At 72.1% G+C, this 13,523-nt stretch carries 14 protein-coding genes and 1 pseudogene; 9 read left to right on the top strand and 6 right to left on the bottom strand.

Features of this window, described 5'->3' with window-relative positions; all coding sequences use genetic code 11:
- Window positions 1-2: 2 nt before the first annotated feature.
- The 4 genes from AMK31_RS23310 to pssA all read left to right on the top strand — a co-directional run bounded on the left by AMK31_RS23310 (window position 3) and on the right by pssA (window position 3,389).
- Entirely contained in the window at window positions 3-515 is a 513-nt protein-coding gene (locus AMK31_RS23310; RefSeq protein ID WP_019757884.1) for a MaoC family dehydratase, read from the top strand.
- A 2-nt stretch (window positions 516-517) separates the two neighbouring features.
- On the top strand, window positions 518-1,723 hold the full coding sequence (locus tag AMK31_RS23305; RefSeq protein WP_073942561.1) for an acyl-CoA dehydrogenase family protein: 1,206 nt from the start codon (window positions 518-520) through the stop codon (window positions 1,721-1,723).
- A 171-nt stretch (window positions 1,724-1,894) separates the two neighbouring features.
- Window positions 1,895-2,551: a phosphatidylserine decarboxylase gene (locus AMK31_RS23300; protein ID WP_073942560.1), complete on the top strand. Its 657-nt coding sequence runs from the start codon at window positions 1,895-1,897 to the stop codon at window positions 2,549-2,551.
- On the top strand, window positions 2,538-3,389 hold the full coding sequence (gene pssA, locus AMK31_RS23295) for a CDP-diacylglycerol--serine O-phosphatidyltransferase (RefSeq protein ID WP_073942559.1): 852 nt from the start codon (window positions 2,538-2,540) through the stop codon (window positions 3,387-3,389). The genes AMK31_RS23300 and pssA overlap by 14 nt, the downstream gene beginning before the upstream one ends.
- A gap of 429 nt (window positions 3,390-3,818) precedes the next feature.
- Here the strand turns inward: pssA and AMK31_RS23290 are convergent, their stop codons facing one another.
- Window positions 3,819-4,961: a glycerate kinase gene (locus tag AMK31_RS23290; RefSeq protein ID WP_073942741.1), complete on the bottom strand. Its 1,143-nt coding sequence runs from the start codon at window positions 4,959-4,961 to the stop codon at window positions 3,819-3,821.
- A 175-nt stretch (window positions 4,962-5,136) separates the two neighbouring features.
- Here AMK31_RS23290 and AMK31_RS23285 point away from each other — a divergent pair, with 175 nt between their 5' ends.
- Window positions 5,137-6,240: an ADP-ribosylglycohydrolase family protein gene (locus tag AMK31_RS23285; protein ID WP_073942558.1), complete on the top strand. Its 1,104-nt coding sequence runs from the start codon at window positions 5,137-5,139 to the stop codon at window positions 6,238-6,240.
- Window positions 6,241-6,523: 283 nt separating this feature from the next.
- A complete protein-coding gene (locus AMK31_RS23275; RefSeq protein ID WP_073942556.1) occupies window positions 6,524-7,018 on the top strand; it encodes an NUDIX domain-containing protein in 495 nt (164 codons plus the stop codon).
- 37 nt (window positions 7,019-7,055) lie between these two features.
- Here the strand turns inward: AMK31_RS23275 and AMK31_RS23270 are convergent.
- Window positions 7,056-7,252, bottom strand: a pseudogene (locus AMK31_RS23270) (type II toxin-antitoxin system VapB family antitoxin).
- Window positions 7,253-7,328: 76 nt separating this feature from the next.
- Here AMK31_RS23270 and AMK31_RS23265 point away from each other — a divergent pair.
- Window positions 7,329-8,075 (top strand): SIR2 family NAD-dependent protein deacylase, encoded by a 747-nt coding sequence (locus AMK31_RS23265; RefSeq protein WP_073942555.1) that lies wholly within the window; start codon window positions 7,329-7,331, stop codon window positions 8,073-8,075.
- A complete protein-coding gene (locus AMK31_RS23260) occupies window positions 8,072-8,389 on the top strand; it encodes a hypothetical protein (RefSeq protein ID WP_241842705.1) in 318 nt (105 codons plus the stop codon). Before AMK31_RS23265 ends, AMK31_RS23260 begins: the two co-directional genes overlap by 4 nt.
- Window positions 8,390-8,428: 39 nt before the next feature.
- Here AMK31_RS23260 and AMK31_RS23255 read toward each other — a convergent pair whose 3' ends face one another.
- The 3 genes from AMK31_RS23255 to AMK31_RS23245 are packed head-to-tail and all read right to left on the bottom strand — an operon-like array spanning window position 8,429 to window position 12,626.
- Entirely contained in the window at window positions 8,429-8,935 is a 507-nt protein-coding gene (locus tag AMK31_RS23255) for a methylated-DNA--[protein]-cysteine S-methyltransferase (protein ID WP_073942554.1), read from the bottom strand.
- 9 nt (window positions 8,936-8,944) lie between these two features.
- Window positions 8,945-10,477 (bottom strand): DNA-3-methyladenine glycosylase 2 family protein, encoded by a 1,533-nt coding sequence (locus tag AMK31_RS23250; RefSeq protein ID WP_274535972.1) that lies wholly within the window; start codon window positions 10,475-10,477, stop codon window positions 8,945-8,947.
- A gap of 49 nt (window positions 10,478-10,526) precedes the next feature.
- A complete protein-coding gene (locus AMK31_RS23245) occupies window positions 10,527-12,626 on the bottom strand; it encodes a heavy metal translocating P-type ATPase (protein ID WP_198948561.1) in 2,100 nt (699 codons plus the stop codon).
- A gap of 57 nt (window positions 12,627-12,683) precedes the next feature.
- Between AMK31_RS23245 and AMK31_RS23240 the strand changes: the two genes are divergently transcribed.
- Window positions 12,684-13,046 (top strand): ArsR/SmtB family transcription factor, encoded by a 363-nt coding sequence (locus AMK31_RS23240; protein ID WP_073942737.1) that lies wholly within the window; start codon window positions 12,684-12,686, stop codon window positions 13,044-13,046.
- On the opposite strand, the gene AMK31_RS23235 is transcribed toward AMK31_RS23240, so the two are convergent.
- Entirely contained in the window at window positions 13,027-13,512 is a 486-nt protein-coding gene (locus AMK31_RS23235; RefSeq protein WP_198948555.1) for a DUF7144 family membrane protein, read from the bottom strand. The genes AMK31_RS23240 and AMK31_RS23235 overlap by 20 nt on opposite strands.
- Window positions 13,513-13,523: the final 11 nt, after the last annotated feature.

Here is a 13,523-nt window from a genome sequence, read left to right as displayed (position 1 = left end):
CGATGCAGTTCGGACGCACCTACGAGGAGTTCGAGGTCGGGGCGACGTACAAGCACTGGCCGGGCAAGACGGTCACCGAGTACGACGACCACCTGTTCTGTCTCCTCACCATGAACCACCACCCGCTCCACATGGACACGAACTATGCGGAGAAGACGACGGACTTCGGCAAGAACGTCGTCGTCGGGAACTACATCTACTCGCTGCTGCTCGGCATGAGCGTGCCGGACATCTCCGGCAAGGCGATCGCCAACCTGGAGATCGAGTCGCTCAAGCACGTGGCGCCGACCTTCCACGGCGACACGATCTACGGCGAGACGACCGTGCTCGACAAGTGGCCGTCGAAGTCGAAGAACGACCGTGGCATCGTCTACGTCGAGACCAAGGGCTACAAGCAGGACGGCACCCTGGTCTGCGTCTTCCGCCGCAAGGTGATGGTGCCCACCGAGACGTACATCAAGGAGCGCGGCGGCGAGCAGCCGGGCCGCCCGGAGCTGAAGCAGCAGGAGAAGTAGAGATGGCCCGTCTCGCCCAGACCGCCGGTCTGACCGACGTCCAGCAGGAGATCCTCGCCACCGTCCGCGACTTCGTGGACAAGGAGATCATCCCGGTCGCGACCGAGCTGGAGCACCGCGACGAGTACCCGCAGCAGATCGTGGACGGCCTGAAGGAACTGGGCCTCTTCGGCCTGATGATCCCCGAGGAGTACGGCGGTCTGGGCGAGTCCCTCCTGACGTACGCCCTCTGCGTCGAGGAGATCGCCCGCGGCTGGATGTCGGTCTCCGGCATCATCAACACGCACTTCATCGTGGCGTACATGCTCAAGCAGCACGGCACGCAGGAGCAGAAGGACCACTTCCTGCCGAGGATGGCGGCCGGCGACATCCGCGGCGCCTTCTCGATGTCCGAGCCCGCCCTGGGCTCCGATGTGTCGGCCATCACGTCCAAGGCGGTCAAGGACGGCGACGAGTACGTCCTCAACGGCCAGAAGATGTGGCTGACGAACGGCGGCACGTCGTCCCTGGTGGCCGTGCTGGTGCGAAGTGACGAAGGACACCCCGAGGGCACCGCGCCGCACAAGTCCATGACCACCTTCCTGGTCGAGAAGGAGCCCGGCTTCGGCGAGGTCCGCCCCGGCCTCACCATCCCGGGCAAGATCGACAAGATGGGCTACAAGGGGGTCGACACCACCGAGCTCATCATGGACGGCCTGCGGATTCCCGCCGACCGGGTGCTCGGCGGGGTCACCGGACGAGGTTTTTACCAGATGATGGACGGCGTCGAGGTCGGCCGCGTCAATGTCGCGGCCCGTGGTTGCGGCGTCGCGCAGCGTGCGTTCGAACTCGGTGTCCGGTACGCCCAGCAGCGTCACACTTTCGGCAAGCCGATCGCCCAGCACCAGGCCATCCAGTTCAAGCTGGCGGAGATGGCTACCAAGGTGGAGGCCGCTCATGCCATGATGGTGAACGCAGCGCGCAAAAAGGACTCCGGGGAGCGAAACGACCTCGAAGCAGGCATGGCGAAGTACCTCGCCTCCGAGTACTGCAAGGAGGTCGTGGAAGATGCCTTCCGGATCCACGGCGGCTACGGCTTCTCCAAGGAGTACGAGATCGAGCGCCTCTACCGCGAGGCACCGATGCTGCTCATCGGTGAAGGTACCGCCGAGATCCAGAAAATGATCATCGGACGCAGGCTGCTCGAAGAGTATCGGTTCCAGGGCTGATTGTCCGGAGACGGGGTGTTTTCTTCGAGAAGAAGATCACACCCCGTAGGCACTCTTCGGCCGCCGACTCGGCTTCCTGACTTACCCAGTTGTGGCGGTTAGCCGCTACGATCGCCGGAAAGCCGCCGTCCCCCGTCAGAAGCGCGGCATCATCCGCTACGAAGGTCATCCATGCCCCACAGCCAAACCTCTGCACCTCGCGACAGCCGGGCCGGCGTACGCCTCGCGCGCGGAGCATCGCCGTGGCTTCTCCCGACCGTCGCCACCGCAGCACTCAGCCTGGCCAAGGCCCGCCGCTCCGGCGTGGCCAAGGCCGTCGCCGTTCCCGCCACCGCGCTCGCGGCGGGGATGCTGTGGTTCTTCCGCGACCCCGAGCGCGAGATCACCCAGGGCCGGGTCATCTCGCCCGCCGACGGTGTGGTGCAGAGCATCATGCCGTGGAAGGACGGGCGCACCCGCGTCGCGATCTTCATGAGCCCGCTCAACGTCCACGTCAACCGCGCGCCGCTGGCCGGCACGGTGACGTCCGTGGAGCACGTCCCCGGTGGCTTCGTTCCCGCTTTCAACAAGGAGAGCGAGAACAACGAGCGGGTCGTGTGGCACTTCGACACCGAGCTGGGCGACATCGAGATGATCCAGATCGCCGGCGCGGTGGCCCGCCGTATCGTCCCCTACATCCCGCAGGGCACCAAGGTCGAGCAGGGCGAGCGGATCGGCCTGATCCGCTTCGGCTCCCGCGTCGACCTGTACCTGCCCGAGGGCGTCGAGGTCGCGGTGGAGGTCGGCCAGAAGACAGTGGCTGGGGTGACTCGCATTGACCGTGACTGATCCGGAGGCGCAGCCGGGCTGGGTCCCGGAGGCGGTCGAGGACGACGAGGAGGAGATGCCGCTCTCGCTCCGCCTGTCGATAGCGGACACGCTCACCCTCGGCAACGCCACCTGCGGCTTCATGGCGGTGTACTTCACCACCACCGGCATCCTGATCCCGCACCTCACCGGCAGCGAGGAGACCGGCATGGCCCGCCACAGCGCGGCCACGGCGGTCATCCTGATGCTGTGCGCGGCGGTCTTCGACCTGTTCGACGGCCTGGTGGCGCGCAAGCTGCGGTCGTCGCCGATGGGCGCGGAGCTGGACAACCTCTCCGACCTGATCAGCTTCGGCCTGGCCCCGGCGTACTTCGTCCTGGTCTACGGCATGGTCGCGAACGACGCGCACCAGCGGGTGGCGGCGGTCGGCGCGATCGTCGTGCTGCTGGCGGTGGTGCTCAGGCTCGCGAGATTCTCCTGCGTGACGATGAAGGACGGCATGTTCCAGGGCATGCCGAGCCCCTTCGGCGCGCTCACGGTGGTCTCCATCGTGCTGCTGGAGCTGCCCTTCGAGGCGACGCTGCTGGCGGTCCTCGGCACGGCGTGGCTGATGGTCAGCCGGGTCGAGTACCCGAAGCCGCGCGGCCCGCTGGCGGTGGCGATGCTGGCCTGGATCGTCTCCGCGATGGGTCTGCTCGCCGCCTGGGCCTTCGACGCCCCCGGCGGCCAGCTGCTGCTCCAGGCCGGCTGCGCGCTGCAGCTGGTCCTCGGCGCGGTGATCCCGCTGTTCGCCACGGCCCGCCGGGTGAACAACATCCGCGACAACCGGCGGGAGGCGCGGGCGGCGCAGCTGCCGTAGCGCTCCGCTGAGTGGGCCCCGGACCAGGTTCTGGTTCGGGGCCCTTTGTCGTGCCGTACCCGGCATCGGTGCGGGCCTCGCCGGGGGCTCCGCCCCCAGACCCCCGTTCGGCCCCGGACGGGCCTCGTCCTCAAGCGCCGGACGGACTGGATCTTCCCAAACCCGGCGCCGTGGCCGTCCCCGGCGTGTATGCGGGTGCCGGACCGGGGGTCGCCGACCCCGGGCCCCCGCTTCGGCCCCGGACGGGCCTCGTCCTCAAGCGCCGGACGGACTGGATCTTCCCAAACCCGGCGCCGTGGCCGTCCCCGGCGTGTATGCGGGTGCCGGACCGGGGGTCGCCGACCCCGGGCCCCCGCTTCGGCTCCGGACGGGCCTCGTCCTCAAGCGCCGGACGGGCTGGGATTCCCGACCGGCGCCGAGGAGGGCGGGTCAGCTCAGGAAGTCGCGGGCGATGTGCTCCGCCACCCGCTCCAGGATCGGGCCGGCGTCGACGATGCACTTCGCGACGTCCGGCTCCTCGTCCGTCAGCGGGTAGGCGCGGCGGATGCCGGCGGTGCCCAGCGTCTCGGGCGGCAGCGCGAGACGTCCGCACACCGCGACGACCTCCTTGCCCGCCATCCGCGCGGCGGCGGCGACACCCGCCGGCGCCTTGCCGTGCAGGGTCTGCTCGTCGAGCGAGCCCTCACCGGTGATCACCAGGTCGGCCCGCTCCAGCGCCGGGGCGAAGCCGAGCACGTCCAGCATGACCTCGATGCCGGGCCGGAACCGGGCGCCGACGAGCAGCACGCCGTAGCCGATGCCCCCGGCCGCGCCCGCGCCCGGCGAGGCGGCGTACTCGGCGGCCCGCGGGCCGACACCGGGCGTCCGTGCCAGCACCTCCGCGAAGTGCGCGAGCGCCGCGTCCAGTGCCGCCACGTCGTCCGGGGAGGCACCCTTCTGCGGGCCGTACACCGCGGGGGCGCCCTTCGGCCCGGTCAGCGGGTTGTCGACGTCGCTGGCGAGCACCAGCTCGACCTCCGCGAGCCGCGGGTCAAGCCCGGACAGATCGGCCGTGGCGAGCCCGGCCAGTCCCCCGCCGCCCGGCGCCACCGGCTCACCGTCGGCGTCCAGGAAGCGCGCGCCGAGCGCCGCCAGCATGCCCGCGCCGCCGTCCGTGGTCGCGCTCCCGCCGACGCCGAACACGATCGTGCGGGCCCCGGCGTCCAGCGCGGCCCGCAGCAGCTCGCCGGAGCCGCGGGTGCAGGCGGTGAGCGGCGCGAAGACGCCGGCGGGCAGCCGCTGCAGTCCGCTGGCCTCGGCCATCTCCACGACCGCGGTGTCGCCGCGCAGGGCGTACGCGGCCGTCACCTCGTCGCCGAGCGGGCCCGCGACCCGGACCTCCCGGCGTTCGAACCCGGCGGCGACCGCCGCGGCCACGGTGCCGTCGCCGCCGTCGGCCACGGGCAGCGCCTCGACCCGGACGTCCGGGACGATACGGCGCAGTCCCGCGGTCACCCGCTCGGCGACCTCCACGGCCGTGAGCGAACCCTTGAACTTGTCCGCGGCGATGAGCACCCTGCGGGCGCCGTCCAGTGCAGCGTCAGCCACCTTGCTTTTCCCCTTGCTCTCCGAGCCTTGCCCACGTCAAGGCAGTCGCGCCGCTGCGACCTTAACCTCAGGACGCCTCCGCCGTCATGCCCCTGCCCGCACCGTGGAACGCCCCGCGCGGGGCCGGTGCACGAAAGCGGAAACGGGTAACCCGGTACCCATGACCCCTGTGGGCACCGAAGCGCCGGCCTCCGCGACCGCCGCCGGGCCGGACCTCGCCGACCGCGTCCTCGGCGGCTGGCTGGGCCGGATCGCGGGCAACATGCTCGGCAAACCGGTCGAGCAGGGCGAGGTGTGGACGCGTGAGCGCATCGACCGCTATCTGCGCCTGACCGACGCCCTGCCGCTGACCGACTACCTCCCGGAGCCGCCCGCCGACCGGGACGGCCTCCCCGAACTGCGGCCGGAGTGGCGGCAGTGCGTGCGCGGCCGCGTCCACGGCAGCTGCCGCGACGACGACGTCGACTACGCGATCCTCGGCCTGCACCTGCTGGAGGCCCACGGCTTCGGCTTCAGCACCGAGCAGGTCGGCGACCTGTGGCTGCTGCGGCTGCCGTATCTGCAGACGTTCACGGCGGAACGCGCGGCGTACCGCAATCTCGCGAACGGGCTGCGACCGCCGCTGACCGCGACGTACGACAACCCCTACCAGGAGTGGATCGGCGCCCTGATCCGTGCCGACATCCACGGCTGGACGTGCCCCGGCGATCCCGTCCGGGCCGCCTCGCTGGCCCGCCGGGACGCGGTGCTCTCCCACAGCGGCAACGGCGTGTACGGCGCGATGTGGGCGGCGGCGCTGGTCTCCGGCGCGTTCACCGCGCCCACCGTCCGGCACGCCCTCGACACGGCGCTGTCCGTCGTCCCGGCGAGCAGCCGCCTGGCCCGCGCGGTCCGCCGGGTGATCTCGCTCCACGACGCCGGGATGACCTGGGAGGGCACCCTGGCGACGGTGTCGGAGGAGACCGCCCGGCTGCACTGGATCCATGTCGTGCCGAACGCCGCCGTGCTCACCGCGGGCCTGCTGTACGGCGACGGCGACTTCACCCGCACCATCGCCCTCACCGTCCGCGGCGGCCTCGACACCGACTCCAACGGGGCCACCGCGGGCTCGGTGGCCGGGGTGCTCAACGGCGCCCGGGCCGTGCCGCCGCAGTGGACCGAGCCGCTGCGGGACACGGTGCGCAGCGCGGTCTTCGGCTTCGACGGGGTGCGCGTCAGCGAACTGGCGGAGCGGACGGTGCGGTTGGCCGAGGCCCCGCACTGACGCCGCGCGGGGGTGGTGGAGCAGTCGGCCCGGCGCAGTGGTGCGCGGCGCCTGTCCGGGCCGCCTAGGCTCTGTCGTTTGGATCAGCCCGGCTGTGAGGGACGGTGCGTCCTGGCCGAGTCGAGCGGGGTCTGGTGCGTGCAGCTGCAAGGCGGAGGAGAGAGTCGACGCGGCGCGTCGGCGACTGACGACAACGCGGCAGATGTGCGTGCCAGACCCCGCGACGCCGGGATGATCCAAACGACAGGGCCTAGCAGCCGGTCACCCTGGTTACCCTTCCAGGATGACGAACTCCGATGACTTCGCCGCCTACATCGCCGGTCTGCCCCGCGTGCTCGCCGGGGCCGCCGCGCTCTTCCGGGACTCCGAGGGGCGGGTGCTGCTCGTCGAGCCCAACTACCGGGAGGGCTGGGCGCTGCCCGGCGGCACCGTCGAGTCCGACGACGGCGAGACCCCGCGCCAGGGCGCCCGCCGGGAGACCGCCGAGGAGATCGGCCTGGACCGCCCGCTCGGCCGGCTGCTCGCGGTGGACTGGGTGCACGGCACGGCCCGGCCGCCGCTGGTGGCGTACCTGTACGACGGCGGGGTGCTCGGCGAGGACGACCTCAAGGCGATCCGGCTCCAGGAGGAGGAGCTGCTGTCCTGGCGGCTCGTCCCGCGCGAGGAGCTCACCGACCACCTGCCGGACGCCCTGGGCCGCCGGGTGCTGGCCGCCCTGGACGTGCTGGCGGACGGCTCGGGCACGGCGGAGCTGGAGAACGGCCGGCGCGTGGAGTGAGCCCGGCGGCGCCGGAATGGGGTGCCGTTCGGTGCTCTCAGCCCTCTTCGCGGGGCTTGATGTCGACCTCGCGCAACGCCTCGTCGCGGGTGACGGTCCTGGCCTCGGTGCGGTGCCCGCGCTCGATGTAGTCGCGCAGGACCAGCTCCACGACATCCTGGGGCTGCCGACACCGGCGAGCACCATTGCTTCCACGACGAGTTCGGCGTCGAGCGAGACGGTGACCTGGGCCATGCGCGGACCTTAACACCCCCGCCCCGCGCTCGGATATCCGTTCGCGACCACGCTCCGGCCGCCCTACGCTCACAGCATGAGCAAGCCCCTCGTCGCCCTCCTGACCGGCGCCGGCATCTCCACCGACTCCGGCATTCCCGACTACCGCGGCCCCAACGGGCTGTGGCGGCAGGACCCGGAGGCCGAGAAGCTGGTGACGTACGAGTACTACATGGGCGACCCGGAGATCCGCCGCCGCTCCTGGCAGATGCGGCGCCGCAACGAGGCGCTGCGGCCCGAGCCGAACGCCGCGCACCGCGCGGTGGCCGAGCTGGAACGGTCCGGGGTGCCGGTGCGGGTGATCACCCAGAACGTGGACGGGCTGCACCAGCTCGCCGGGATGCCCGACCGCAAGGTGCTCGAACTGCACGGCACCGCGCGGAGTTACGTCTGTACGAAGTGTCATGCCCGCGGTGCCATGACGGACGCGCTGGTCCGGCTGGACGCCGGTGAGGCGGACCCGCCCTGCCTGGAATGCGGCGGCATCCTCAAGTCGGCGACGGTGATGTTCGGCGAACGGCTCGACCCGGTGGTCCTCGCCGACGCGGTCGCCATCACCAAGGCCTGCCAGGTGTTCATCGCCGTCGGCAGCAGCCTCCAGGTGCAGCCCGCCGCGGGCCTGGCCGGCATCGCCGCGGACCACGGCGCCCGCCTGATCATCGTCAACGCCGAACCGACGCCGTACGACGAGCTGGCCGACGAGGTGATCCGCGAACCCATCGGCACCGCCCTGCCGGAGCTGCTGCGCGGACTCGCCGGTGAGGAGCGGGAACCCCAGCCGTGACCGATCTCCCTCACCTCCCGGACGACGACCGCGGCGGGCTCCGCATGGTCCTTGCCGTTCCGCTGGTCCTGCTCACCCTGATCGCCGGGTTCTTCTGCTGGTGCGCGCTGACCGTGCGGCCGAACGGCCCCTGGGACGACGGCGCGTACGCCGCGATCGTGCTGTCGTGCCTGCTCAGCGTGTCGGCCGCCGCCGCGGCGGCGGCGCTGTGGCTGCTTCCGTGGGTGCGGCGGGTCGCGGGATGGGCGTGGTTGACGCCGGCGTTGGTGGTGGGTGGTGTGGCGGCGGTGCGCTGGGCGGTGCTGGACGGTTGACGCACCGCCGCCGGTGCGGTGGAGCGGACGCCGGTGCCGTCAGAAGAGCGCCGTTCCGCGTTCGAAGTCCAGCAGGCGGCGTTTGCGGTCCAGGCCGCCGCCGTAGCCGGTGAGGCTGCCGTCGGCGCCTACGACGCGGTGGCAGGGGACGATGATGCCGACGGGGTTCCTGCCGTTGGCGAGGCCGACCGCGCGGGAGGCCTTCGGGTTGCCGAGGGCGTCGGCGAGCTGGCCGTACGTGCGGGTCTCGCCGTAGGGGATGGTGCGCAGGTGTTCCCAGACGGTGCGCTGGAACGGGGTGCCGTGCAGGCGCAGCGGGAGGGTGAACTCGGTCCGCTCGCCCGCGAAGTAGGCCTCCAGCTGCTCCTCCGCCTCGGCGAAGGGTCCGGTGGAGAGCCCGCTGGACGGCCCGGTTGCGGGCTCGCCGAAGGTGTCCTCGGGTGGTCGGTGGCGCTGGTTCTCCATGTAGACGCCGCAGAGGACGCCGTCGTCGGCGACGAGGGTCAAAGGCCCGTAGGGGCTGTCGATGACGGTGTGCTGTCTCATGGAACGTCCCTAGACCGGAAGGAAGTTGATGGGGTGGCTGTCCGTCGCCCACAGGTACTGGACCGCGTAGGCCCGCCAGGGGCGCCAGGCCGCCGCGCGGGCGGTGAGCGCCGCCGGGGTGCCGGGCAGGCCCAGCTCGGCGGCGGCGCGGCGGATGCCGAGGTCGGTGGGGAGGAAGGCGTCGGGGTCGCCGAGGGCGCGCATCGCGATGACGTCGACCGTCCACGGGCCGAAGCCGGGCAGCGCGAGGAGACGGGCGCGGGCTTCCGTCCAGTCGCTCTCCACTCCCAGGTGGAGCTTTCCCGACGCCAGTTCACCGACGAGGGTGGTGAACGTGGTGCGGCGGGTGCGGGGCATCGCCAGCGACTCGGGGTCGACGGCCGCGAGTGCGTCCGGCGACGGGAACAGATGGGTGAGGCCGCCCTCGGGGTCGTCCACGGTCTCGCCGTGCGCGGTGACCAGGCGGGCCGCGTGGGTGCGGGCGGCGGCCGTGGACACCTGCTGGCCGAGCACGGCCCGTACGGCGAACTCGGCCTCGTCGACCGTACGCGGGACGCGCCGCCCCGGTGCCTTGTCGACCAGCGGGGCGAGGGCCGGGTCCGTGCGCAGCTGGTCGTCGATGGCGACCGGGTCGGCGTCCAGGTCGAGCAGGCGGCGGCAGCGGCTGATCGCGACCGGCAGGTCCCGCAGGTCGCTGAGGGTGAGACGGCAGGCGATGTGATCCGGCTTGGGGGTCAGCGCGGCGATGCCGTGGCCGTACGGGAGGCGCAGGGTGCGGCGGTAGGCGCCGTCCCGCCACTCCTCGACGCCGGGGACGGCGGTCGCGGCCAGGTGGCCGAAGAGGTTGTCCGGGTTGAGGGGGGCGCGGAAGGGGAGGCGGAGGGAGAGTGCTCCGGGGGCACCGGTGGGAGTCCCGGTGGTTCCGGGCGTCCCGGGGGTTCCGGGAGCGGTCCCGGCGGGGCTCTTCCCGGCGGTGCGGGTGCGCAGTTCGCTCGGGGTGAGGGCGAAGACCTCGCGGACGGTGTCGTTGAAGGTGCGGATGGAGGCGAAGCCGGCGGCGAACGCGATGTCCGCCATCGGCAGCTCCGTCGTCTCGACGAGCAGGCGGGCCGTCTGGGCGCGCTGGGCGCGGGCGAGGGCGAGCGGGCCGGCGCCCAGCTCGGCGAGCAGCTGGCGTTCGATCTGCCGGGTGCTGTAGCCGAGCCGGGCGGCGAGGCCGGGGACGCCGTCGCGGTCCACGACCCCGTCGGCGATCAGCCGCATGGCGCGGGCGACGAGGTCGGCGCGCTGGTTCCACTCAGGGGAGCCGGGACTGGTGTCCGGGCGGCAGCGTTTGCAGGCCCGGAAACCGGCCTGCTGGCAGGCGGCCGCGCTCGGGTGGAACACCATGTTCTGCGGCTTGGGCGGCACGACCGGGCAACTGGGCCGGCAGTAGATCCCGGTGGTCAGGACGGCGGTGAAGAACCAGCCGTCGAAACGGGCGTCCTTGGACTGAACGGCGCGGACACAGCGCTCGGTGTCGGTGTGCATCCCCATCTGCATGCGTCCAGCATCCGGCACCGGACGCATGCGGGCTGGCGAGAATCCGACATCAACCTCGGCTGTCCTGGGCCGTCCCGGATCGCCACGCGGACTCGCGCAGCAGCCGCAGTCCGTTGAGGCCGACCAGCACGGTCGAACCCTCGTGACCGGCGACGCCGAGCGGCAGCGGGAGGTGGCCGACCAGGTCCCAGACGACGAGGACGGTGATGAACGTGCCGGCGATGACCAGGTTCTGCTTGACCAGGCGACGGGCGGTGCGGGAGAGACGGACGACCGCGGGGACGGCGGCCAGCTCGTCGCGGACGACGACCGCGTCAGCGGTCTCCAGGGCGAGATCGGAGCCCGCGCGGCCCATGGCGACGCCTGAGTGGGCGGCGGCGAGGGCGGGTGCGTCGTTGACACCGTCGCCGACGAACAGCACCTTGCGGCCGGTCTGCTGGATTTCGTATACCGCCTTCACCTTGTCCTCGGGCAGCAGCTCCGCGCGGACGTCGCTGAGCCCGGTGGCCTCGGCGACGCGGGCGGCGGCGTCCGCGTTGTCCCCGGTCAGCAGGACGGGGGCGGTGCCGGTGAGGGCGGTGAGGGCGGCGGTGGTGGCCGGCGCGTCGGGGCGCAGGCGGTCGGTGAGGGCGAGGGTGCCGAGGGGGATGCCGTCGCGGGTGATGGTTACGACGGTGGCGCCGCGGGGGTGTTCACCGGATGCGGCGTCCTGACTACTGGATACACCATCCTGACTACCGGATACGACAGCCCGAGTAGTGCCGGATGCAGCATCCTGGCTACCGGATACAGCATCCCGACTGCTGCATACAGAATCCCGGTCGCCGTGTACGAAATCCCGGTCGCCGTGTACGAAATCTCGCACACGACCGACCGTCACCCGTCGACCGTCCACCGTCGCCGCAACCCCCTCCCCCGGCCTAGCCAGGAAGTCCTCCGCCACCGCCACCGGCAGCTCCCGAGCCCGCGCCGCCGCCACGATCGCCCGCGCCAGCGGATGCTCGCTGGGGTTCTCGGCCGCCGCGGCGAGGGCGAGCAGCCGGTCCTCGTCGAGCCCGGAGTCCGGCAGTGGCCGTACGGCGGTGACCTCCGGGGTGCCTTCGGTGAGGGTGCCGGTCTTGTCGAGGGCGGCGGTGTCGATCTCACCGAGGCGTTCCATCGCGACCGCCGACTTGACGAGGACGCCGTGGCGGCCGGCGTTGGCGATGGCGGACAGCAGCGGCGGCATGGTGGCGAGGACGACCGCGCACGGCGAGGCGACGATCATGAAGGTCATCGCGCGGAGCAGGGCGTCGGTGAGGGCCTCGCCGAGCAGCAGCGGGATACCGAAGACGGCGAGCGTGGCGGCGACCACGCCGACCGCGTAGCGCTGTTCGATCTTCTCGATGAACAGCTGGGTGGGCGCCTTGGTCCGGGAGGCCTCCTCTACGAGGGTGACGATCCGGGCGATGACGGAGTCGGCGGGGTCGCGTTCGACGCGGACGCGCAGCGAGCCGGTGCCGTTGAGGGTGCCGGCGTAGACCTCGTCGCCGGGGCGCTTGACGACCGGGAGGGGTTCGCCGGTGATGGTGGCCTGGTCGGCCTCGCTGACGCCGTCCAGGACCGTGCCGTCGGCGCCGATGCGCTCTCCGGGGCGGATCAGCAGTACGTCGCCGACGGCGAGGTCGGCGGTCGGGACGGTGTCCTCGGTGCCGTCGTCGCGGATCCGGGTCGCGGTGGTGGGGGCGAGGTCGAGCAGGCCGCGTACGGAGTCGGCGGTGCGGGCGGTGGCCAGGGCCTCCAGGGCGCCGGACGTGGCGAAGATGACGATGAGCAGGGCGCCGTCGAGGACCTGGCCGATGGCGGCCGCGCCCAGCGCGGCGACGATCATCAGCAGGTCGACGTCGAGGGTCTTCTCACGCAGGGCGCGCAGCCCTTCGAGGGCGGGCTCCCAGCCGCCGGCGACGTAGGCGACGGTATACGGGATCCCGTAGACCCAGCCGGGCGCGCCGCCCAGGTCCAGGGCGAGTCCCAGGAGGAAGGCGATCAGCGCCGCGAGCGCCCAGCGGGCCTCGGGGAGGGCGAGGACGCGGGTGCGGCGGCGGGGTGCCCGCGGGGTGCGGGCAGGGGTCGGTTGGGGAGCAAGAGTCGCTGACACGCGGCACACCATACAGGAACACATGAAGACTCGTTCATGCGTTCATATGCGGTCGGTAAGATGTCCGCCATGGGTCATGGAGCCGTCACCACCGCGCAGAACGCCCCCGAGCGCGTCCGTATCGACGCGGACAACGTCGCGAAGGTGGCCACCACGCTCCAGGCCCTGTCCACCCCCTCCCGGCTGCTGATCCTCGCCCGGTTGCGCGAAGGGCCACTGCCGGCGACCGAGTTGGCCGCCGAGGTCGGCATGGAGCAGTCGGCGTGCTCGCACCAGCTGCGGCTGCTGCGCAATCTGGGCCTGGTCGTGGGCGAGCGCCGGGGCCGGTCGGTGGTGTACGCGCTGCACGACCACCATGTCGCCGAGCTCCTCGACCAGGCCGTGTACCACGTGGAGCATCTGCGGCTGGGGATCAGCGACGCCGCGGAGTAGGCGCCGCCGTCCGGGACGCCAGTGCCCAGAGGACGAACACGTCGATCACCATCAGGACGAGCGACCACAGGGGCGCGTACGGCAGGAAGAGGAACTGCGCCACCAGGCCGACCGCCGTGAGGACGATGCCGGCGAGGCGGGCCCAGGCCGCGCCCATGAGCACCCCGCAGCCGGTGGCGGCGACGAGGGCGCCCAGGATCAGATGGATCCAGCCCCAGCCGGTGAGGTCGAGTCCGTAGAGGTAGGCGCCGATCCGGCCGTAGACGTCGTCCTGGGCGATCGCGGCGATGCCCTGGAGCGCGGCGAGAACTCCGGTGCACCCCAGCAGCACCCCGGCGAGGACGGCGCCGCCGGAGGCCCAGCCGTCGTCGTCCTCGTGCGGGGCCGGGCTCCCGGCAGGGCGCCGACGCCGTTCGGCGGTCCAGGCGGTGCCGATCTCGCCCTGCGGCGGGTTCTCCTGACTCATGCGGGCTTCCT

This window comes from Streptomyces sp. TSRI0107 (assembly GCF_001905845.1).
Lineage (GTDB): Bacteria > Actinomycetota > Actinomycetes > Streptomycetales > Streptomycetaceae > Streptomyces.
This window is presented reverse-complemented; position numbering and strand designations above follow the sequence as displayed.